Here is a 20120-nt window from a genome sequence, read left to right as displayed (position 1 = left end):
ATTACTTATCCCCTTTCTTATTGAACACGCCAGCTCGATCAAGAATAGCGACCAGTCTGTAAAAGTCATAGCTACCGTCATTCGCCGTGTCCAGCACCCCTGCGGTCTTGGCGTTGATGCAGGCTTGTTCTGCCCATGTCGGTACTTTCGGTTGCTTCGCTGCAAACTCCAGTACCTTAATGCGGTCAGCCTGCTTCTGTACGGTGTTTTGTAACTCCTTAAATGCTGCTTTTTCTTCTGCTGTCATTTCCTCATCCTCCGTTTTATTAATCTTGGATAAAACTGTGTCAAGCTGCGCCTGACTCGGGCGCTTACCTGCCCGAAATTGAGCCGTCGTGAGTCCAAAGACCATCTGAAGGTGGGGCATATCTTTAAAGCTCCGCCAATCACCGCCCCACTCAAGCCCGAGTTTCTTGGCTTCCTCGACGACTTCACTCCAATCCGGCAGCGAGTCCTTATCGTCGTCCTCCAGCGTGTCCCATGACACAGTCCGCCCATCCCGTAGCAACAGTGCGAAATCTGCTGCGAACCCAAAATTATGATTGCTGTATCCGCCCCGTGCTTTCGTTACGACTTGTCCTGGCTTTGTCCGACCTTGAGCATACAAAGCATCCTGCTCTACATATGTCCGCAACCCTTGGACAATTAGCACCCATACTCCACGGGCATAGCAGCGCTCAATGAGTTTTTCTAAGGCCATTTTGAAAACCGGATGCAGCCCGACAAGTCGATTAAGAGACTTTTTTTGTATCTGTTCCAGCGTCAGTTGTGCCATCCTGTCCATCTCCTTTCTCGTTAAGCTGCTTCAAAAAGCTCTTTAATTTGAACGGTAGTGGGATGCCTATTGCTCCCAAGTTTTCTGCCAACGACAATCCTTCACGGCCAGCATAAAAATAGATCGCCGCCGTCCGGAAGATCGGCGCACCGGGTTGTAACCAATCATCCAATTGCGCGGATAATCCCACCACCATCAGCACCGTAGCCTTACGGATACCTCCCCAAAACATCACATCGCTGTCCATTTTTTTGTTTTTAATAGCTGCGGTAACTCCAAAAATATAATCCAATACCATCATCGTAAGCAGCACCTGGAGCGGCTTGTCCCACCCACCCAAAAATGTAACAATCAGACCAGTCAGCGCCGCCACTCCCCCTGCCGCCGCCTCCTTTTCCGATGTCCCGACGATTGCGGTCCATACGGTGCTGCCAAACATTTTTATTTGGCTCACTACCTTTTCCCCCTTAAAAATTAAAGCCCCCGACCACTCCGAGGGCATAAAAATAGCGCATCCCATTGGATACGCTGGCTAATCTTGTTCTTTTACCAATGGTTTGCCATCCACATCTAATCCCCAACTTGCTAGGTAAGCCCTAACTGGCTCCTTCTGTATGTCTGGTACCTGGGCGAACGTTTTGAGACCTTTTCTAATCAACGATCCATAAGTGGCTGCCACGTTAATCACCTCCCCTCTTTAAGCGCTGTAAGTTCTGCCTGCATAGCAAGCATTTGTTCATACATATCAGCCATGGCCATCTGTGTGTTTGTAAGTTCTTCACGAAGCTTTGGCTGCGGTTCTGGCTGTTTGGTCAGCTCCGCGATTTCCTCCGGCGTAAGTCCTTCTTTCCACAATCCTTCCGGCTGCGCTGGCGCGACATATACAGGCTGCTCTCCAACATCCTTGCCTTTGGTCTGCCAGTCATGCAACGCAGCTATATATGCCTCCTTCGCCTCATAAACGGATGCTTGGTACGTTTCCCACGCCGCCAGATCAAAGCACGGCTTGTACAGGCCCGGCGTTGTAATCGGTACACCGACAGTGTACCCGGCAGGCTCCGGTGTTGTCGGCTCAATATCTGTGTCCTGACCGGAGGTTTCCGGCTGGGCATAAAAAGGGACGACGCCCGAAAAGGCATCGTCCACCAACTCGTCCTCCAGATAGAGGCCGTCTGTATTTACTTTAGGTACTGCTTTCATGTGTCAGACCTCCTTTATTGTTCAGCTAGAAAGGACACTCCATCAAACCAAGCGCCTTTATTAAACCAAGCGTTTTGCGTAAACACCACGCCCGATGCCCGAATTATAATCGTAGAGTTAGGCGCGTCGTTCGCTCCATCACTGGTTCGCACCCGTATCTCCATGTCTTTTTTAGGTCTATAGCCTGTGGATAGAGTAAACAGGTGCGTACCGGGTGTTGCAACTCCGTCCCTAATACCGCCTCTTAATATCACTAGGTTATCTGACAAGCGCGAATATTGCCCATCCCCCGTCCAGCCATTAAGCAACGTAGGCGTAATCCACACAGGGGAGGTGTCCTTGTCAGCTTTCTTATTCTCAAGCACACTCACACGCGCCGTATTCTGCTGTACGCTATCTACCAAATCAAGCAGCAGCGTCTTTTCGTTGGCTGCGTATGAACCTGTGAATGATACAACTGGCGAACGATCAAGCATAAGGTACGTAACGTTGTACGGCTCTGTTATCAATGTTTGGCTACGGGGCTTACGCAATCTCTCAACACCAAAGCTTTGCCCATCCGGTGTGTATAAAGTCTCCCAGCCGCTATCCTTGCGATTCCCCGCATACACCGCCAAAAATTTGTTCACCCTATATTTAACAGCAGTACCGTAGTCGATACGGTTAATTTGTACGTTTACATCTCCAGCCGGATCACCTGCTGGTTTAGTTGCTTCCCGCAATACAATACCCATACCCACTTCAATCTGATTATCTCCTTCAACAAATGATAGTTGCCCCTCGGATACGATAGGCTCCACTGTAGGCACTGCAAGCTGATATACAAGTTGGTATGGTGTGTACCCTGCATAGGATTGTTGCGGTACGGTTTGAGTGAAGTTAGGAGCGCCCACACGCTGCACCCAATACTTAGTACCCGTACCTGTCCATGTCGCCGTCGTTGCCGCCTGTGCCTGTGCTGGCGTAATGGTATTAGCGTCATAGGCTTTGTAGCCAAAAAAGTACGCTTTGATATCATCCTGCGAAGGCTGGTATCCGTCTGCCCATCCACTGTCTGCAACAGAGATGGATAAACCTAAAACGCCAGCGGATTCACTAAGGTGCGACTGGTCAGCAGCAGAAACAGGGAAAGCATGTGTAATTAGCTTGCCGTCATATTTAGAAACACGTTCTCGGTCAGATAGTCCGTTTGTGATCGGTAGACGCACAACCTTATAACCTGTTCCCGACTCAAAGTAAACCCATGCTAAACTACCATCAAGCGTCAACCCGTGCCACTTCTTGGACTTAAAGTATTGCCCGTCACGCTCGAATACTGTATCTGCATTAACTCCTGTAACTGGATCGGCGTACAGGTCTGTTTGCAACGCTAACATTGAGTCTTCACGCGGTTTGAATGGTTTGGCTGTACTGCCAATGTTGAGCATAGGGTTAGTAAAGGTAAATGTACCTGTGAAGACAGTGTTGTTGCTGACATAGAAGTAAACTTCGTCGTTAGCGCCTGAGTTGAACGCCCCCATTTGATTGGTGGTGTATGGAACCAAAAGATTAGCGTCGTTTTTATCCGATACCGCTACTTGACCCGAATGAGTAACTGACCATGCATAATTGGTGTTTGGCAATACTTTGGTCTTGAAGCGAACATAATTATTAATTGTTGTCGTGGTAATATTCAGGCTGTACGGGCCAGTTATCGACGCTTTCCCCGAAGCGGCGGCACTTACTTCCCACTCATAAAAACTCGGCAAAAGATTTTCCCCGTACCGTATCGCATATGGATTGCGTACAGGCATTACACTGTCTACGTAAGGCCATTTAGCGGCTACTTGAGCTGGTGTATAACTTGCGGCTGCTGCATAATCTGCATCACTGACCTCATAGACGCGCACGCTGTCCATATTAAACGTATTACCAGATGCACCCGTTCCCGTGATCGTAACAATGTGAAAAAAGTCCGTCGCGGCGAACCGCACAACAGATGGCGCAAAAACAGAGGACGATGTAACCTCATTACCCGCAGCTCCAGCAATGCCATTTATAGATATCGCTATCTTGCTGGTATTGCCGTTTTTTACGTCAGCAATAGCAATGTATTTTCGACCTGGTGTGGTCAAAAAGCTTGCTGAAGCTGTAGCAGGCACAGAGCCAAGTGTAAGCTTAAAGCTGCTGGTCCCGCTGGTTTTATTGGCGGTATCAACTGCTATAGTCGTATTAGACGACCATAGCCCTACGTTTTCGCAATTCCCCATCCGCCCTAGCAGATTTACCAACATACGACCTGTCAGCCCGGAAAGCTGAAATAAGGCTGACTTGGCAGCATTGATGATCTGCACGCCTGGCTGTAGCGTCACGTCTTGACGGGATATAGTATTAAGGCGTTCTTTTACCTCATCCATACCACCAGCAAAACCGTCTATCTTCTCCCAGTTATCATTCATCATCGTTTTCACATCGAAGAAATCGTTACCGTCTGCTACTGGGTCCTTCATATATAAACTTAAATTAGGTGTATTACTAGCCAATCCGTACACCTCCTGCAAATTTGTTTAATTTAGTGTTATTTATTTCATTGATTCTCATCACATTGTGTATTTCGCGAATAACAAGATAGCGAAACTTATATCGTACTTCTAAATGTGCTGGTTTTATTTCTTCGATTGCGTCCTTTAAATCTTGTAAGTTTGGCGGTATGCCTAGAGTCCCGATAAATCTGATCACGAAATAATATTCAGACGGAAACACAGTGACATCAACCTCGCCACGATCATAGCTATCTGCCACATTTTTTATCATGCTTGCAGACACTTTGCCGCTCCCGCGCATCTTAGAGATAACCACGCTGCGGCGCTGCTCTATGGGCTTGGAAGGCATGGAGACTATTTTCAGATCCTTCTCCCAATACTTAATGCCCCAGGTTGCCGTCTCCGGGTGAAACTGGCGGAATGTATCCACTATTGCTGCATTCAGCTCGTCGAACTCGATATCTTCAGCGTCCATTATCTGAACGAACTCTTCGATCTCCTGATAATAATCAGGCAGATAAGACATTAGCTTTTTAGACATGCACATCCACCGTCCCAAGCACTGCAACCGAATCTAGCGGAACCTGAATGTTGCTGGTTACGCCGTTAATGGTCAGGTCAAAGTAGTCAATAACAGGCGGCACGTCCAAAATAAAGTTTGCTATCCGGGTGATCCGCACCAGTGTATCGGTTTCGTTGAATGCTAGCCCTTCCAGATACTTAGCAATGCTTGCTTCCAACTGTTCTTTTACATCATCCGTGGTGGCATCACGCGCCAATTGCACCCGCACACTGACGTTAATAGGCACTTCACCAGCGCCTACAACCGTAACCACTGGTCCGATTGGAGCGGCCCCCTCGCCGTGTCCATCCTGCGTAGGATCTATATATTTTTGTGCGGCTTGGACGACTGCCGCCGAAGGAGCGCGCTTATTATTATCCAAGACGACTACTTTAACCGTGCCAGGACCATTCCAGAGCGGGAAAGTTTTTGCGTCCCCAACTCCAGATACCTCCCGCGCCCACACGACATACTGGTTTTTGTTTGCGCTCGTAATCGGCTTTGTCACTTTGTCTTGGTAGCGGTCAAACAGAGCTTCTCCTGTTTCGGTATCCACGCCAGACACCAACAGATCGACCAATTCAGCACGCGCTAGGCCGTTTATAAAATCAATGGGCAACAACGCACCTGAGAATTTATTTCCGATTGCACCAGCGCTTTCGCATTCCACAGTAAACTGTCCGACACCCAATTTACTGAGCACGATATAATTCAGATCCTCGATACTGTAGCGGCTACCAATAGGCACATCCATTAACGCCCCCTGGTTGTCGTAAAACTTACCGCGCCATTGCGCCTTTGTCGCTGCCTTACGCACAATACCGGACCACGCCACCGCCGAGTCTAAATATTCCTCGTTTTCGGCGTTCGGGAATATAAGACTTATATTTGTGTCCAATTCCGCATACATTTGCGCCAATTCCGAAGCGGCCGGGGCCAGCGCATCATATATGACACTGCCCTCCCGCTTATCCATGCTGTCCGGTATACGGGCTAGCATACGTTCTAAAATGGTCTCAAACGTCTGAGCCTCATACAATTCCACCCACCTCCGTTTCGTCTCTAAAGTTTCCTTGCGTTGTTACGACCTCAAACTCTGCCAGCACGTCACTACTAGAAAAGGTAAACTGAAAATCTCTTACGTCCGTAATCCGATCATCCGCCAGTAAAGCTTCACGCACTAGCCGCTTAAGCTCTGTTTGCACGAATAACCGGCTCTGTCCTTGCAGCCGGTCTACTTCGGCGCCGTAATCGTCACTGTAAATGAGATTTTCGTAACGTAGTGTTTGCAGTATCTTGTACACTACCTGTCGCATAGCCTCCAGACCGTCCACAATGCCGCGTGCGCGACCATTCGTGAAGTCTAAGGCATATGTCTTGGTGGGCATTTCTTCTTCCTCAATCTCTTCATCCACAATGCTGCCGCCCTCTGGTATCATGGTTTCACCAACTTATCCATGACGACGAATTCTTGGCCGCCTTTCATGCGTTGCAAGACAACTGCATCCCCCATTTTTAACCCTTCACGGATCACTAGCACATCCGGCAAAGCTGTCTGAGTGGTCTTGGTAGCCGTATCGGTTGGAGTCTCGTCTTTGTATACATGGCTGTGAGTAAGACTAACCACATACCGCTTTACACGCTCCGTGACAAGCAATAAATCCGCATCCAACACTAGACGTTGATCAACGGTAATTTCAAGCGGATCTACTCCCGTTACCTGTCCTATCATGCTTTCGCTTGGTTTGGATGCTTCTATACTGCCTAAGGCTATATCCCGCAGCTGTTTAATCATTAGTTAGATCACCTTCAGTTCTAGGCTCATCGTGTGCTCAAGCCCTGAAAATTTATGTGTGCATGAATCTACCAAATAAACCTGACTCACTTTTAAATCATCAATAAACACAGGAACATAGCACCCGGCACGAATACTCAAATCCCCCATAGCATCTATGCTTAAGCTTTTGCTTTCTCGGTTGTGTAACGTGAGCAAGTTTTGCGCTTTTTGTTTTATTTGAGCCGCATTCATCTTCTCGTCTACTTTGTCATAGAGTTGAAGCTTACCCCACTTTTTGATATTGTTGCTGTCCTGGTAGACGTAAGCATCGCGTTTACCACTCTCTTTATTGTCCTGCACTAGCTTTACAAAGTTGTACGTCTCGCTGTCTATGGACCGTTTTAGCGCGTATCCGGTCATGAGACTGCCATCGCCTACGGATACAGATACAAGCATGTCAGCGGCCCGTTTAAGGGCCAGAGCGCCGAAATCGTCGAAAAACACATATATAGTCCCGGTAGACATTAACGTTTGGTCAATGGCCTTGTAGATTATGTCTAATAGCTTTTGGTTGTCCTCTACCATGGCCGGGATTTTGTACCCTGTGTCAGCAATCATGCCTGTCTTGAGTTTAAAATCCTCTGCAATCCGTTTAATGACCGCCCCTGCTGTCAGGTTTTTGAATACGTAAGTATCGTTCGCGTTCAAGTAGCGGATTTGGTCATAGGCTGTGATCTTCATATCAGACTTTTCCGACTGCTCCACCGAAAACACATAGCCGTAGAATATCTTGTACTTGCCTTTGGTAATCCGGACGATATCCCCGTTCTGAACCTTGAATTTTTTGTTCTGGTAGATGCCATCCTTAACAAGCGTGATATCTACGCTTCCCGGGCTCCCGGTACGTTCAGTCTTCCAAGTTAATTCAGACACAAGCCCGGCCGCATTTTCTTTCCCGGCCATAGCCTCGCCGGACACCTGCCACACGTTACCATCGCGGTTGTCGATAAATATGTCCATGCCATCACCCCGGCAGTCTCAGCACTTGCCCAACCTTTAACCGTTTGGCCTGTGCATTTGTAATCTTGTTGAGTGTTTGAATCTCCTTGTAACGGGACCCGTCACCCAAGTTCTTCTTAGCGATAATCCAAAGTGTGTCGCCTGCTTTCGCCTTGACCGATTTAGGCTTAACTCTCTCACTTGGTCGCTTTGCTTTGGTTTTTGTCGTAGTCGTCTTTTTTGTGCCTGCCTTGGTTGTGGTCTTCTTAACTTTGGCCTGCACAGCGTTGTAAAAAACGTACTTTTTAAATGATATTGTGTACTCGATATCCGATGTACCAGCCACGGGTTTCCATTCAAACTCTTCTATTGTGACTGGCATGTTAATAGCAATTTCCTGCGGGCTCTTCTGTGCGCCCGGGTCAAAACTGATTGCAGAATAAATTAAGCGGACGGGCCGCTTGGCATCCATCCACTTGTTTATTAGAGCGATATATTCGGGTATAGGCCGTAATTCGTTCCCATTGACGAAAGGGTACTCCTGACCAGGAAAGAAACTGTCAAAAGAAATCTCCGTCAGCTTCCGCCCCTGGATAGCGTTTATTTCATCGCCGCCCACAATCTTATACGTGGAGCCGTCGCCAGCTTCTTTTATGCTCATTTCTGGCGGGTTAACAGGTATCCGGAATGCTTCTTCTCCGTTGTTATAACTCAACAATATGGCGTGTTCTGTCGGCAAGGTATCACCTCCGTACAAAAGGAATAACCCTCATTTTGTCGAATAATGGTAGTTGTCTGACTGACCATTACTTGATGAAAAGAGGGTTCAAAAATGAACAAATTTGAAATTGAATTGCTTAAAAATGCGTTCCACAACCTTCAAAACAATGGAGTTGTGGGAACGATTTATCAAATGAAAAATGGAGATGACTGGCTTTATAATTCCGAGGCCCTTAAGTATTTAGCCGAGGAAGGCTACATTTCAGTGAGTGAAGACTTTGACCCAGATGAGAGCAATGTTTTCGTCATTTCTCAACCGGTTAAATATTCACTCACCGTCAAAGGCGTTGAATACATTAAACAATATTTGAAAATGTAGTTTCCCAAGGGAACGATAAGGTTACCACAACTTGTCGTTCTGTCTTTTTTAAGTCTAGGCTACGAAAATGAGGCAGGAGTTCTTCAGTGCTCGACTGTTTCAATTCCGAAAGCAGGTACTCAAGCACATGGAGTTTCACCTCATCAGCAGTAGCACCTGGATTTTCATTTCGGAATTGAGTTGCTACATCCACTACCTTTTTAATATCCATTGTCATCATCACCTGCCCTTTTACGTATATACTCTCTGTGCTGTGGACGTGAATTGCTCGTCCAGATGGTCACCAATCTTCTTGATTATCACGTCGATATCAGCCCCGTTATTGATGTCACCCGTTTTGACCTGTACGGTAGGCGTAAGAGTAACAAAGTTTTGGATAGACTTCATCTCTGCGATATCTCTCATAACCTTCAGATCCTCGCTTGAGATATCTACCTTGTCCTCGATTTTTCCGACTTTATCTACTTTGCCAACCTTACCAACATTGCCAGCACCGCCAGCGCCATTTTGTTTTGGCATCTTTGGCACTGTATACGGTTGTTGGGTTCCTTTTAAGGAAAAGTTGCTGATTGATTTGGTGAGGTCATTAGCCATCGACTTACCACTATTGAATGCCTTCAGAACGTCCATTGATTGCATACGGTACTTGCTAAAATCCATAACATCTTTATCCGATGTTGGCTTTTGCGGACCATCTGACATCTTCATATACTGAATAGCAGAAATAGTAGAACCGGTGATCGAATTTGTTTTTTCGATTAGCCAATTTAAGCCGTCAACCAGCTTGTTTATCAGATCTACGAAATACTTACCTATATCATTCCACAGGTCATAAAACAGCTTTTTGATTGCATAAACCGGATCAATGAAAATATTCGCGAAGAACTCGACGAAATCCAAAATTACATTCCAGAACCCAGCGATCCAATTGTTTAAATGAGCAAACAATGCATAGAATACGCCAATGACAAAAGCCACAACTTCCCCAGTGGATATTCCGAATTTATTCAGTATAGTTATAATCCCTACGATAGCAGCCACAATAAGGGCTAATGGCCAAACAGCTATAATCCAGTCTATAGCAAACCCGACAGCAACAGCAGCAGCTACAACGCCTAAAACTAACAACGTATTTTTCACTAGATCCCAATTGTTCACAAGAAATTGAACTACACTTGTTGTTACTCTTGCAATCATGGACATACCAGCTTGAATACTGCCAAAAAATTGATCAAACTTACCACTTTGGAAACCATTGTTTATCATATCGAACAGTGGTTCAAAGGCTTTTAATGCCTGCATCCCTGCTTTAGATAGACTAAACTCAAAAGTGTTTACTGCCTTCTTCCATTTTGCAGCAGGGGATTCTAACATTTTGTCGAATGCCTTTTGCGTCAAATTCTGTTGGTTAAGGAGTTTATCCATTCCCTTTATGAATTCATCAATATTTCCTGCCTTACCAGCCTTCAACGCATCACTTGACTTAATCGTACTTCTTCCTATGTCGAACCTTTCCACGATGGAAGTGTAATCCCCCGAAAGGAGTTCCTTCATACTAAAAGCTGCCCCTTCTAAACCTTCAGCAGGGTTTAGCTTCGCAAGCCGCATAGAAAGCATATTCAACTTTGTTAACTGTTGAGGGTCCATAGTGTTAGACATAAACTTCATTGTTCCTGACAATGCTTCATTTACATCTTGCCCAGCCTTTAATGCTTGTTTAGTGATCGAATCATAAATAGCATTCCCTAGATTTAGATCACCAGCTCGAGAGGAAAATGTGTCAATAAATGATTGTTGATCCATCGCCCCGCTCATAACCTTTTCAAATAGAGCCTTTGCCGCTGCAATAGAAACGTAAACGGCTGCAATGTTTCTGAGGTTGCTCAACATACTCTCGGAAGCCCGCCCGCCCTCACGCAAACGTCGATTCAGTCTTTCTTGTAACTCATTTATCTTCTGTTCCAGTCTCTCGATGCGTTGCAAAGCATTTTGTAATTCCGCTGCATTCGCTCCGCTACTGGTTCTGAGTTGTCGCACAACACGAATGAGCCTCAATACAAGCATTTGAAGATTGCCGAACATCGCTTGTAATGAAGCTGGCAATTGAATTTGTATGCGGGCCTGTATATTCCGTAGTTGGTTATCAATTTGTTGCCGAATATGCCGAGCCTGCGCGATTGCATCAGTGGCGTTAATTGTTATATTTACAACTGAAGCAGTAAACATCCCGCGAATACGGTCACGAATAACCGTAATCTCGCGCAAGATATCTGCCGAGTTCACCACAATGTTGACAACAGATCCTGATCCCATTTGCCTTATATGGTTCCGCACGACTTCCAACTCTCGTATTGCACTAGCTGCATCAAGGTTTATCCGAACGTTTCCATCAGAAAGTGATTGTAAACTTCTCTGTATGGCATTCAATTCGCTGACTGCATTGGATACATTAACATTGATTTGGATATTCGCGCGTGCTGCCGATTGCAATCTTTCCATCTGCCGTGTTGTGCTTTGGAGAGCCTGATTAACCGTATTAAGTTTGTTTGAAAAGTTGTCATATAATTGGAGTGTCGATTGAACAGTAGCCATTTTTCCTCCTTTCCAAAAAAATACACAAAAAAAGCACCCTATATTGGATGCTTAATCTGCAAATTATTTTTTAGGATTTACTATTTTCTCAACTACATTGATTTCCTGTAACCCTGCCTTTACTCCAACTAAATACAAAGGGGAATTTTCTCGGTATTCAGCTAATTCACTTGTTTTTCCTTCATCCAGATATTCAAGCAACGATGCTAGCGCAGAGTCTTTCATGGCTATTCCATCCAGAATCTTTGATTTTCCTTTCGTTAAATGAGCTCCAAGTTTCTCGGGAAACCTTTCATCAAACTTCATTTCAATTAAATTTGATCTATGTTGATTAATTATATCCCGATACTCTTTAACATTTTCATATGCTTCGACTTGACTAAACGAACCGGTTGAGTAAGCTTTAACGAATTCATTAAAATTTGCTTCACTCTCAACCATTTGTGTAGTTTCACTGAGAATTTGTTTTTTAAACGAATCAAACTCCTTCTTTATTTGCGCAGATTCTGTCATAGGCTTTACAGGCGCTTTACTGCCTTCTGAACCTTTTGTTATTCCGACAATAATAACCAAAGGAATTCCTATTAACAATATGATTGCCAGAAGAACCAATTGGCTTTTATGCCGTTTCTTTCTTTTTTCCATTTTGTATTCTTTTTTCGATTCTTGCCACTCGCCGTAATTAGACATAATGACCCTCCTGAGTGGGTATATTTTACCATTATTCTATCAACCCGCTCAGGAAGAGTAAATCATTTATTTAATCGCGCCGCTTCTTTTTTCTCATTTTCTATTCGTTCTCTGATCATCGCGTATATAACCCCACGCTCAGTTACAGACATTTTCATAAGGTCCTGGGGCAGTATACGCAACTTATGGAGGGCGTAATACGCAAAATTCGCATCTGCGTCACCGCCCTCCATTAGTTTTTTGTTTGATCCATAACCTTGTTAATATCCTGATCGTAACCGTTAAGCTCCTGTACCTTTTCCAACAGAGTAGCGAACTCACCGGACAAAAGCATTTTATTGAGCAAATTGTCTGCCCCAACAACACCGTAGTTCTCTTGCAACTCAGCGTCTTTCAGATTCGGATAAACTACGCTTTCTAAAACCAGCTTAGTGGTGTAATCGTCTGGGTCAATTTCAGGAATTTTCATTCCTCCTTTGCCCTTCTCTGTTTTTGTAGCAGACTTTCTGATGGCTTTGTTTCGTTCTTCTGAAATACCTTGGATCTTCCAAAGAATTGGTTTGCCATCTTCATCTTTAAATCTCTCAGAGACAATAATCTCTTCTGTGATATCTACTGAAGAATTCTCTTTAAAAAACGCACTAAATTGACTCATTTGTTCATATCCCCTTAATTTAGATTATTTTAGTTACCACCCAAAACAGGTTTTGTGAAGCTGTCTTGCAATCCTACCCCAGAAAAAGTAAAGTCCAAATCTTCGTCCAACAACTGAGATTCAGTGTCCAACTTAGCAATAATAATGCTGCTTATATTGACATTCTTGAGAGTCACGGTTTGTTTGCCGATCGAGGAAGTTGGGTCTTCATTAACGGCAACAAGATCGAAATAGGTATCTTTACCTGTGGTCACATAATCCAGCATCATTTGTCTGAATAACGAGGTCACATAGTAAAAAGTCATGTTGCCTGTTCCCTTCCAACCATTTGCTTTATTCTGATCCCCCAAGTATCCCAATACTTTTACTTCAGTCATGTTTTTCTCGATTTTTGCTTCGAATTTCTTGCAGTAGGCCATCTCTTCCACGCTACCGTTTATGGTGGCGTACAATCGACCCTGTTGGCCGGAAATAGTATCTTTCGCTTGCAACCACTGTGTCATATTATCTCGCCCTCACTAACTGATAGATTTTTTCGATACTATCTACTGGTTTAACGTAATACTCCGCGTAAATAGCATCTTTATCTGTGCCTGGCACGATTGTCACGTCTGTTTGTGAATTAAACTCCTCGATAGCTCCTATCTGCTGATTGAGTTCGAAAAGCGAGATAGCTTCTTTCTTTACAATATTTCGTCCATCGGCGTTATTATCAACTTTACCGATGTGCGATCTTGCGAACACCCTTTGCAAATCAGTCTTGACGCCATCCAACGTGCGGACAACACGATTTTTCCGAAAATATTTGTTTTTGGTAGGCGTAAAACTGCGAAAGGTGTTGATGTCCTCTTGTACCTTAGCTTTACCGCCCTCGAAGATGAAGAAGAACTGACCGCTTTGCACACCTGCAATCGCTTCTCGCTTGGTGAACCTAACGTCCACATCTACTGCGTCATCGTAGTCAGCGTAAGTGAGGGATTCGTTTACATTTGCTGCAGCTGTTGCAGCTGCGACCCAGGCAACTGCCTTAACCTTGTCAATCACTGTACCGTCTGAAAGAATAACGCCGTTCGTGACGTTTATTACTCCTTCGCTGTCTGCTGCGCTGTAATTCGGTAGTACCACCTGTACATTTTTGCCCTCGTCATCGCGCAAGCGATTAACGTAAGTAGTATACAAAGGCTTCAGCGTTGCATCATCATAAGGCACTCCAACTGTGTTGAAGTCCTGCGTCTCAATAGTAGCCATATAATCCGAATGGTCTGCGTTGGTTGCCGTACCGTCAGCCCCGCCAGTCAGCGGCGCTCCTGCCGTAGCTGCCAACGTCTTATCTGTAGCAGAAGCCTTGAAGCTCACCCATTCATTAGCTACCAGCCCGTCAATATTGGTAACTTTCTGCAAATCGACTTCCCGACCATCGACCAAAGTCCGAACGTTGAAGCTAGACGGTGTATCGATATCAGCCTGAATAACGATTGAAATATCGTTACCTCTCACGCCTCCATACTTCGCCGTAGCGACAAGATTGCCGCTTGTGACTGTAGCCTTTGTCCCTTGATTTAGGCGGTACACCAACAACGTTTTCGCGCGCTTAAGAGCCTCCTTAACCAACAGGAGGCTTGGGTGTGTGATGTCATATCCCAAAGCTTTTGAAATGTCATCGCCAGCATCTATTGTGATTATCTGTTTCACAGGCCCCCAGCTTAATGTCAACGGCAGAGTGACAACACCGCGATCACTTAATGTGCCTAGTGGTTTAGGCTCAGATACAACGTTGGTATATACGCCAGGTAGATCCTTGTTCTGTGTAACCCATGTACCAGCCATTATTTAACCTCCCTCTTCAACCATACAGTGAGAATTTGTTTAGCTTCACCGATGGTGTAATCCTGGCCATCCTCTAGTAGGACGTTCAGTGTATCCTTTTCAATCTGTGTAAACTGCTGTGAATCTTGAAATTGTTCTTTGGCAAAACGGGGTTCTACCGAAGCTGTGGACGTTGCCGCCTCTTTCTTTGTAGGCGCTGCCGCAGGCGTTGCCCCAGTTTCGTTTTCTTGGTTATCAGTATCAGCCACGAATACCAGCCTCCTGTTTTAAAGTCCTCATTTTTGTTTCCGGCCCCTTTGGACGCATTAAATGGACATTCACATCTAGGAAGAAATGCAGCACATCATCGACGATTTGGTGTTTCATCCCCACCGCTCTGTACAGACTGCCTTCCCATTGGATGTATTCCAGTTCCTCATATAGCCGATCAGCCACGGCCTCACACTCACGGCGTTTTTCCAGGTTATCAGGGTCTGGAAAGTAGTGAATGTCGAAACTGTGTGTCCGCATATAACGGCGATCTAGCTCTCGGGCCTGAGATCCGTCTATAAGCAACACAAAAAAGCAAGGTTCCTTGAAACCCTGCTCGATTCGCTCGTCGTACACTGGGACACCCGTTTGAAAGGTGCTCAGGTACATCAATATTCCGTTTTTAACATCTTCCATAGCATCACCTCAAATGGTCCTCCATGAAGCGTTTAAGCTTGCTATCCATGAGCGCAGGCAGTTCACGCTCCAATTCTCGTTCAGAGATGGTGAGCATAAACCGCCCCTCCACCCATCCGGTGTGCAGCCTTGTGCGATGTCCATATTCCACATATACAATTTTGTTATCCCACAGGCTTTTTATCCTATGGTTCTTACGGTTTCCCATAAGTTCGGCGTACATCATGTCAAATAAGCCATACTTTAAAAGCATGACTCAATGCCCTGGGCACTCTTGGAGGAATTATTGCTCCCTTAACGCTCATCCTCTACGCTCTACGGTGACGAGTGGTATCTCGTTTACCACGGTGTTGGCATGTATCAAATATGTTTCCAAGTTCTACGTTTTGCAATCGAGTTTATGACCGATAAGCTAACCCCGTATTCGAAAGCTAAATCTTTTTGCAATGCGCCACATTGGATGGAGTTTCTTATCGCTACGACTTGGCCCTCTGTAAGTTTGCTTAAGTGTTGTAGTGAGCCACGGTGAACTTTCTTATCAGTATTGAGAGGACGTAAAAGTCTCTCGTTTCTGTCTCCGCGATCATACCTCGCATTAAGCACCTTATACCCGACGCCTGTTATCTCCGACAATTCCATTAGAGTAATTTGTTCGCCTTGAAAATCAACCTTGATATTGCTTCTTCTATTTCGGGATTGTTCTTTATTTCCTGCCCACTTACAATTTTCAGGAGTATAGCATTTTTCATTGTCAATTCGTTCAATTGTCAAATCGTCAGAGTATGCATTGGCAAGAGCCCAAACCTTAAAAGATCCGAAGTCCTCACGCCAACTTTCACACACCTTGATACCTCTTGCTCCATATCGTTCATATGATGAATCACCAGGATTGTAGCAACGCTTTTTCATACCCGACCAAATTTGATAAAGTCTCGTTTTTGATGATTTATGGGAATGATTCGCCGTTAAGTTTTTCATATCTTGTTCTTTTTTTAAGCATCCGCACGATTTAACCAACCCTTTTGTCAAGGAATCGGTTCGGACTAGTGCTTTCTCACCACATTCACACAGACAATCCCAATAAACTCTATCACGACCGTTTTTAGGAACAAGAACTTTTCCCACGACTTTCAATCTACTAAAGGTTTCTCCAATAAGATTTTTAGGGGCTGGCATTATATCACCTCAACGATATATTACCATACTCGATTACATTTCGGAATTTTATTCGATATTTAGCGTTCACCGTATTTGCCCAGTTTTTTATGCCCCATATGTTAAGGCATATTCAACCGGATTAAATAACTCAATGCTATAGCCGCCCCCTACACGCTCCACAGGCCCCAACTGCCAATTTCGCCGGAGCATACCCGTATCTACTGGAGTACGTGCCACCGTCTTAGCTAGTAGCCTGCTGGCAAGTTCTCTTATGCAGTCCTCGACGAATCGCGGGTAATCGGCTTGCATCTTCCGCAAGCTCTTCCCTAACTGCTCGAACTCGCTAAAATCGAACTCAGCAAAACTCATGCCTTACCAACCCGCTTCATTTTTACCTCTTGATGGGTTGGGTATATGAAGGGCTCTCCCGATTGCTGAAACTCATAGCTCATGCCGTCCTGCGTAACAAAAATACGGCTTCCGGACGGGATAACAATATCAGGCGCAATAAACAGCTTACCGTCATATGCGACATCATTGTTCGTGTCCATTTGGGCCGCGCTTGGCAAAGACGCTTGAGACAATGCACACGGCTGGTTGTCGAATATAATGCCCTTTGTGGGTCGCTCTACGCCTGTTACGGGGTCTTTGCGGGTTATCTGCCCTTCGACTCGACAAACGCCCGTATAAGTCATTTCAAGCAGCCTGCGTTCCATAGATGGGCTACCTAATTGCATGCCTACCACCTCAACCTTCGGAATGCGTTAAGTTGCGAGCCATACGCCTTAATAAAGGCCGTACCCTCAACGCCCTGCTTAGCATCTGCAAAGAATGTGAATTGCACGTCACCGCGCTTGATGCTCTGGACGTTCTTTTCACCCTCACCAGCTGCGGCCGGAGCAACGAACTGATTGAGGTAATAGTCCTTGGCGATCAGCAGCAGTGTATTTTCCAGTTGCTCTGGTATGTCGGATATGTTGCAGTAGTTCTTGATGCCATCAATGGTGAAATCCAAGGAAAATCCAAGTTGTACATCCTTACTTGAATCAGTAACTGGGATGCCAAGTAGGATTTTAAGCTTGGTCAGCAGTGCTTCCCTGCGGTTCGGTTCCATTTCCTTCACCCGCTTTCAGAATGGCTGCGAGCACGTCTTCCTTTTTGGTTGCGCCAGCTAGGTCAATGGAGTTTTGTTCGGCGTGATCCTTCAGCTGTGCTAGATTCATCTTGTTGATATCCGTTTCGACGGGTTCTTCGGGAACTTCTGTATCAGGACTAATAACTTTGGCCTTAATTAACTCTGGTATGTGGATTGACTCAACCTCCACTTCGTCGCCCATCTGGTAAAACTCTTTCTTGTATTTAGCACCAGCAATCAATGTCACTTTCATGTGGTTACTCCTTTCAAAATTAAAAAGAGAGGCGTTCGCCCCTTCTTAGCCGTTTACATTTGCGATGAAGATATTGTTAATTTGTTCGAATGAAGGCAATACAATTTCAGATACAATGGTTTCAACGTTTACTGGATGTGGTTCTTTAATGGTTGTAACCGCTACGCCAGTATTTACGATTTGTACTTCTGCATTCGTGGCGCCACTCATTAAATCTGCCTCTTCAGGAGTTGTACCGTACCATGTATTACCCATCGGGCCATCAGGTATAAGCGTGAACACATCATCAGGAAAGAACAGGTGGGAACTTCCATCTTGAAGCTGGTACTTTTTGTTGTATACCGCTACAGAAATGCCCAGTTTCGTCTCCAGGTATTGACGCAACATTGTGTCCGTCATGATAATGTTTTGCCCACCAGTTGGATTTAGGTCAAGGCGGATGCCAGAGTTTCTAAGCATGTAGTTCCACGTTTTTCGAGTCACAATTGCTCTAGCCGGGCGAACACCCGTATCATCATCGACATCATCCATCCATTTTTGGATATCTTGAACGATTTGAGCGTCTGGTTGGCTCCATCTATCTCCAGTAGTCAAAGTAACTTGATGCTCAGAAGGCATTTTGTAATCATAAGTGTAGTCCAAACGTTCAGCAGATACGTCGATTTTGCCTGTTGAAAGCAACTGCATAATCATTCGTTCTGGAATCACATCCGCACCCTTAACCAAGTTCGATTGGTCGTCATAAATTTTTGCAAGAAGCGTTTGATAATAAGCTGCATTTGGCGAAGAAAGGAGCATCAACAGTTCTTGTCTGTCCTTTTCACCTATACGCATGCTTTCTCTAAAGAAAGGCATTTCTGTATCAACTTTGTTCAGTCCAATACGGTCCCGCACCGGAGCCTTTGCATCAAAGGCGGAAGGTTTAAGAGCTACTGGCAAGCCGCCAGCCCCTTTAATCCAACTCAGGTTCAAACCTTGTTGTTTCTTTGCTGGGAAGAGCGTGGCCCCGAGATAAGGAATAGCATTAGATGCTGTTTCCTGATAATAAGTTGCAATGTTCTCTGCGGTTACAAGATCAAAAATATCTGGCATGGTTTATTTCATCCTCTCTTATTTCAAAAATGTGATTTGTTTGAGTGCAGTAATTTCCTCAGGTGTTGGAGCCGTAGGAATCTTGCCTAAGTCGATAAATCCGTGAATCAACATTGCGCCTGGCGCTGGACCATATGTGACATCAACATCATAAAAAAGAACGCCTTCCGCATTGGAGACGCCTGTAGTTGTAACAGCCTTTTTAGCTTTTTTGGTTAAGTCGTTCAGAATTCCATTTCCGATTATAGTCCCAGCTGGCACGATTTTATGACCGTCAGCATTTGCTACAATCCCATCGTCATCTACCGTGACAGCAAGGTTTACGTAATGGTCAGGAAACTTGAGAATTTCCTTTTTATTCGTATATTTCGTTTCAGTGAATTTCATCTTCTCTTACCTCCTGTTTATTGAAAATAGTCAGCCCGTGCTTTGGCTAATGTCTCATTATCCGCTTTACCTTGAGCAGCCAACTTGCCATAGTTGGTCTCCTTCTTGCCAGGGTCTTGTTTTCCACCTGCTCCATCTGCTGGTTTAACCCCTTGTGGCTGGAATCCCGGTTTTGGTTCCTCTTTTGGCACAAACAAAAAAGCCTTGCTTTCGCGAAGGCCAGTGAGTTGGTCGTCTAAGCCGCCTTTTACAGCGCCGTTGTCGTCCAGTTCGATTTTTGTTTTGTCCAGCAATCCAGCTACAATATCAGGATCGTGTGCTTGACCGTTCAGCGCCAACTTGAGCGCCGTGTTCAGGCTCATTTCTTTCAGTTTGGCTTCGTACTGATCTTTGGTAGCTTTATTTTCCCCCTGGAGCTTTTCAATCTGCGTTTTTAATTCCTCTGAAGCTCCAGCAGACTTCTTCAATTCCTCCAGTTGACCACCTACGCTGTCCCTGTCCTTCTCAGCTTGCTTCTTGGCCTCGTTCACTTCATCAAAACGAGTCTTTGGGACAAAACCCTTTAACTCTTCTGCCGAAGCTTCCGCCGCCTTTGTAGCCAGCTCCTCAGTCAATCCCAATGCAACAAATTGCTCTTTATTCATTACATACCGCTCCTTCATCTTCGCTTTTTTCCCGGTCGCGCCCGGTGATGTCTTGTGTTTTACGCCCACAATACCAAACGGCGATAT

29 protein-coding genes are annotated in these 20120 nt (G+C 45.2%); 1 reads left to right on the top strand and 28 read right to left on the bottom strand.

Translation table 11 applies throughout. The annotated features are described in order from the left end of the window. Position 1: 1 nt before the first annotated feature. From GCU48_RS17280 to GCU48_RS17235, 11 genes are all read right to left on the bottom strand, one after another. Positions 2-775 carry a M15 family metallopeptidase gene (locus GCU48_RS17280; RefSeq protein ID WP_152380865.1) on the bottom strand — a complete coding sequence of 258 codons (774 nt, stop codon included), beginning with the start codon at positions 773-775 and terminating at the stop codon, positions 2-4. After that, complete coding sequence (locus GCU48_RS17275; RefSeq protein ID WP_152380864.1) at positions 732-1229, bottom strand: phage holin family protein; 498 nt, start codon at positions 1227-1229, stop codon at positions 732-734. Before GCU48_RS17275 ends, GCU48_RS17280 begins: the two co-directional genes overlap by 44 nt. 78 nt (positions 1230-1307) lie before the next feature. Beyond that, positions 1308-1454, bottom strand: coding sequence for a CD1375 family protein (locus GCU48_RS29285; protein ID WP_370880989.1), 147 nt, complete (start codon positions 1452-1454; stop codon positions 1308-1310). A 5-nt stretch (positions 1455-1459) separates the two neighbouring features. Beyond that, on the bottom strand, positions 1460-1975 hold the full coding sequence (locus tag GCU48_RS17270) for a hypothetical protein (RefSeq protein ID WP_152380863.1): 516 nt from the start codon (positions 1973-1975) through the stop codon (positions 1460-1462). A gap of 14 nt (positions 1976-1989) precedes the next feature. Further along, positions 1990-4506, bottom strand: coding sequence for a hypothetical protein (locus tag GCU48_RS17265; RefSeq protein WP_370880997.1), 2517 nt, complete (start codon positions 4504-4506; stop codon positions 1990-1992). Further along, the gene (locus GCU48_RS17260; protein ID WP_307498987.1) at positions 4490-5038 is read right to left on the bottom strand and encodes a YmfQ family protein; all 549 of its coding nucleotides are present in this window, start codon (positions 5036-5038) and stop codon (positions 4490-4492) included. The genes GCU48_RS17265 and GCU48_RS17260 overlap by 17 nt, the downstream gene beginning before the upstream one ends. Further along, the gene (locus tag GCU48_RS17255; RefSeq protein ID WP_152380860.1) at positions 5031-6098 is read right to left on the bottom strand and encodes a baseplate J/gp47 family protein; all 1068 of its coding nucleotides are present in this window, start codon (positions 6096-6098) and stop codon (positions 5031-5033) included. Before GCU48_RS17255 ends, GCU48_RS17260 begins: the two co-directional genes overlap by 8 nt. Further along, positions 6091-6498 (bottom strand): DUF2634 domain-containing protein, encoded by a 408-nt coding sequence (locus GCU48_RS17250; protein ID WP_152380859.1) that lies wholly within the window; start codon positions 6496-6498, stop codon positions 6091-6093. Before GCU48_RS17250 ends, GCU48_RS17255 begins: the two co-directional genes overlap by 8 nt. Further along, on the bottom strand, positions 6495-6854 hold the full coding sequence (locus GCU48_RS17245; RefSeq protein ID WP_152380858.1) for a DUF2577 domain-containing protein: 360 nt from the start codon (positions 6852-6854) through the stop codon (positions 6495-6497). The genes GCU48_RS17250 and GCU48_RS17245 overlap by 4 nt, the downstream gene beginning before the upstream one ends. Before the next feature lie 3 nt (positions 6855-6857). After that, complete coding sequence (locus GCU48_RS17240) at positions 6858-7856, bottom strand: XkdQ/YqbQ family protein (protein WP_152380857.1); 999 nt, start codon at positions 7854-7856, stop codon at positions 6858-6860. Between the two features lie 4 nt (positions 7857-7860). Continuing rightward, entirely contained in the window at positions 7861-8574 is a 714-nt protein-coding gene (locus GCU48_RS17235; RefSeq protein WP_244315737.1) for a LysM peptidoglycan-binding domain-containing protein, read from the bottom strand. A 93-nt stretch (positions 8575-8667) separates the two neighbouring features. Here GCU48_RS17235 and GCU48_RS17230 point away from each other — a divergent pair, with 93 nt between their 5' ends. Then, positions 8668-8934 carry a hypothetical protein gene (locus tag GCU48_RS17230; RefSeq protein WP_152380856.1) on the top strand — a complete coding sequence of 89 codons (267 nt, stop codon included), beginning with the start codon at positions 8668-8670 and terminating at the stop codon, positions 8932-8934. Here GCU48_RS17230 and GCU48_RS17225 read toward each other — a convergent pair. From GCU48_RS17225 to GCU48_RS17145, 17 genes are all read right to left on the bottom strand, one after another. Beyond that, the gene (locus GCU48_RS17225; protein WP_152380855.1) at positions 8912-9145 is read right to left on the bottom strand and encodes a hypothetical protein; all 234 of its coding nucleotides are present in this window, start codon (positions 9143-9145) and stop codon (positions 8912-8914) included. The two genes, GCU48_RS17230 and GCU48_RS17225, sit on opposite strands and share 23 nt — an antisense overlap. 20 nt (positions 9146-9165) lie before the next feature. Continuing rightward, positions 9166-11526: a hypothetical protein gene (locus tag GCU48_RS17220; protein WP_152380854.1), complete on the bottom strand. Its 2361-nt coding sequence runs from the start codon at positions 11524-11526 to the stop codon at positions 9166-9168. Positions 11527-11589: 63 nt separating this feature from the next. Continuing rightward, positions 11590-12216 (bottom strand): hypothetical protein, encoded by a 627-nt coding sequence (locus tag GCU48_RS17215; RefSeq protein ID WP_152380853.1) that lies wholly within the window; start codon positions 12214-12216, stop codon positions 11590-11592. Between the two features lie 232 nt (positions 12217-12448). Then, entirely contained in the window at positions 12449-12871 is a 423-nt protein-coding gene (locus tag GCU48_RS17210) for a phage tail assembly chaperone (RefSeq protein WP_152380852.1), read from the bottom strand. Between the two features lie 29 nt (positions 12872-12900). Continuing rightward, complete coding sequence (locus tag GCU48_RS17205) at positions 12901-13374, bottom strand: phage tail tube protein (RefSeq protein ID WP_064795248.1); 474 nt, start codon at positions 13372-13374, stop codon at positions 12901-12903. A gap of 1 nt (position 13375) precedes the next feature. Then, complete coding sequence (locus GCU48_RS17200) at positions 13376-14698, bottom strand: phage tail sheath family protein (RefSeq protein WP_307498979.1); 1323 nt, start codon at positions 14696-14698, stop codon at positions 13376-13378. Continuing rightward, complete coding sequence (locus tag GCU48_RS17195; protein WP_152380850.1) at positions 14698-14946, bottom strand: hypothetical protein; 249 nt, start codon at positions 14944-14946, stop codon at positions 14698-14700. Before GCU48_RS17195 ends, GCU48_RS17200 begins: the two co-directional genes overlap by 1 nt. Next, the gene (locus GCU48_RS17190) at positions 14939-15364 is read right to left on the bottom strand and encodes a phage tail terminator family protein (protein WP_152380849.1); all 426 of its coding nucleotides are present in this window, start codon (positions 15362-15364) and stop codon (positions 14939-14941) included. Before GCU48_RS17190 ends, GCU48_RS17195 begins: the two co-directional genes overlap by 8 nt. A gap of 4 nt (positions 15365-15368) precedes the next feature. Further along, positions 15369-15617: a hypothetical protein gene (locus GCU48_RS27380; protein WP_208811851.1), complete on the bottom strand. Its 249-nt coding sequence runs from the start codon at positions 15615-15617 to the stop codon at positions 15369-15371. Between the two features lie 107 nt (positions 15618-15724). Beyond that, on the bottom strand, positions 15725-16540 hold the full coding sequence (locus GCU48_RS17180; RefSeq protein WP_208811849.1) for a hypothetical protein: 816 nt from the start codon (positions 16538-16540) through the stop codon (positions 15725-15727). A gap of 87 nt (positions 16541-16627) precedes the next feature. After that, positions 16628-16891: an HK97 gp10 family phage protein gene (locus GCU48_RS17175; RefSeq protein WP_152380848.1), complete on the bottom strand. Its 264-nt coding sequence runs from the start codon at positions 16889-16891 to the stop codon at positions 16628-16630. Next, positions 16888-17259 (bottom strand): hypothetical protein, encoded by a 372-nt coding sequence (locus GCU48_RS17170; protein WP_152380847.1) that lies wholly within the window; start codon positions 17257-17259, stop codon positions 16888-16890. Before GCU48_RS17170 ends, GCU48_RS17175 begins: the two co-directional genes overlap by 4 nt. Positions 17260-17261: 2 nt before the next feature. After that, complete coding sequence (locus GCU48_RS17165; protein ID WP_152380846.1) at positions 17262-17636, bottom strand: phage head-tail connector protein; 375 nt, start codon at positions 17634-17636, stop codon at positions 17262-17264. Then, positions 17596-17910 carry a Rho termination factor N-terminal domain-containing protein gene (locus GCU48_RS17160; protein ID WP_152380845.1) on the bottom strand — a complete coding sequence of 105 codons (315 nt, stop codon included), beginning with the start codon at positions 17908-17910 and terminating at the stop codon, positions 17596-17598. The genes GCU48_RS17165 and GCU48_RS17160 overlap by 41 nt, the downstream gene beginning before the upstream one ends. Positions 17911-17955: 45 nt before the next feature. Beyond that, a complete protein-coding gene (locus GCU48_RS17155; RefSeq protein WP_152380844.1) occupies positions 17956-19002 on the bottom strand; it encodes a major capsid protein in 1047 nt (348 codons plus the stop codon). An 18-nt stretch (positions 19003-19020) separates the two neighbouring features. Beyond that, positions 19021-19389, bottom strand: a complete 369-nt coding sequence (locus GCU48_RS17150; RefSeq protein WP_152380843.1) for a hypothetical protein — start codon at positions 19387-19389, stop codon at positions 19021-19023. Between the two features lie 17 nt (positions 19390-19406). After that, entirely contained in the window at positions 19407-20033 is a 627-nt protein-coding gene (locus tag GCU48_RS17145; protein ID WP_152380842.1) for a phage scaffolding protein, read from the bottom strand. Between the last annotated feature and the right edge of the window lie 87 nt (positions 20034-20120).

It is taken from the genome of Paenibacillus brasilensis (assembly GCF_009363115.1).
In the GTDB taxonomy this organism is placed as follows: domain Bacteria; phylum Bacillota; class Bacilli; order Paenibacillales; family Paenibacillaceae; genus Paenibacillus; species Paenibacillus brasilensis.
The sequence above is the reverse complement of the archived record's forward strand: the minus strand, read 5'-3'. Positions and strand labels throughout refer to the sequence as shown.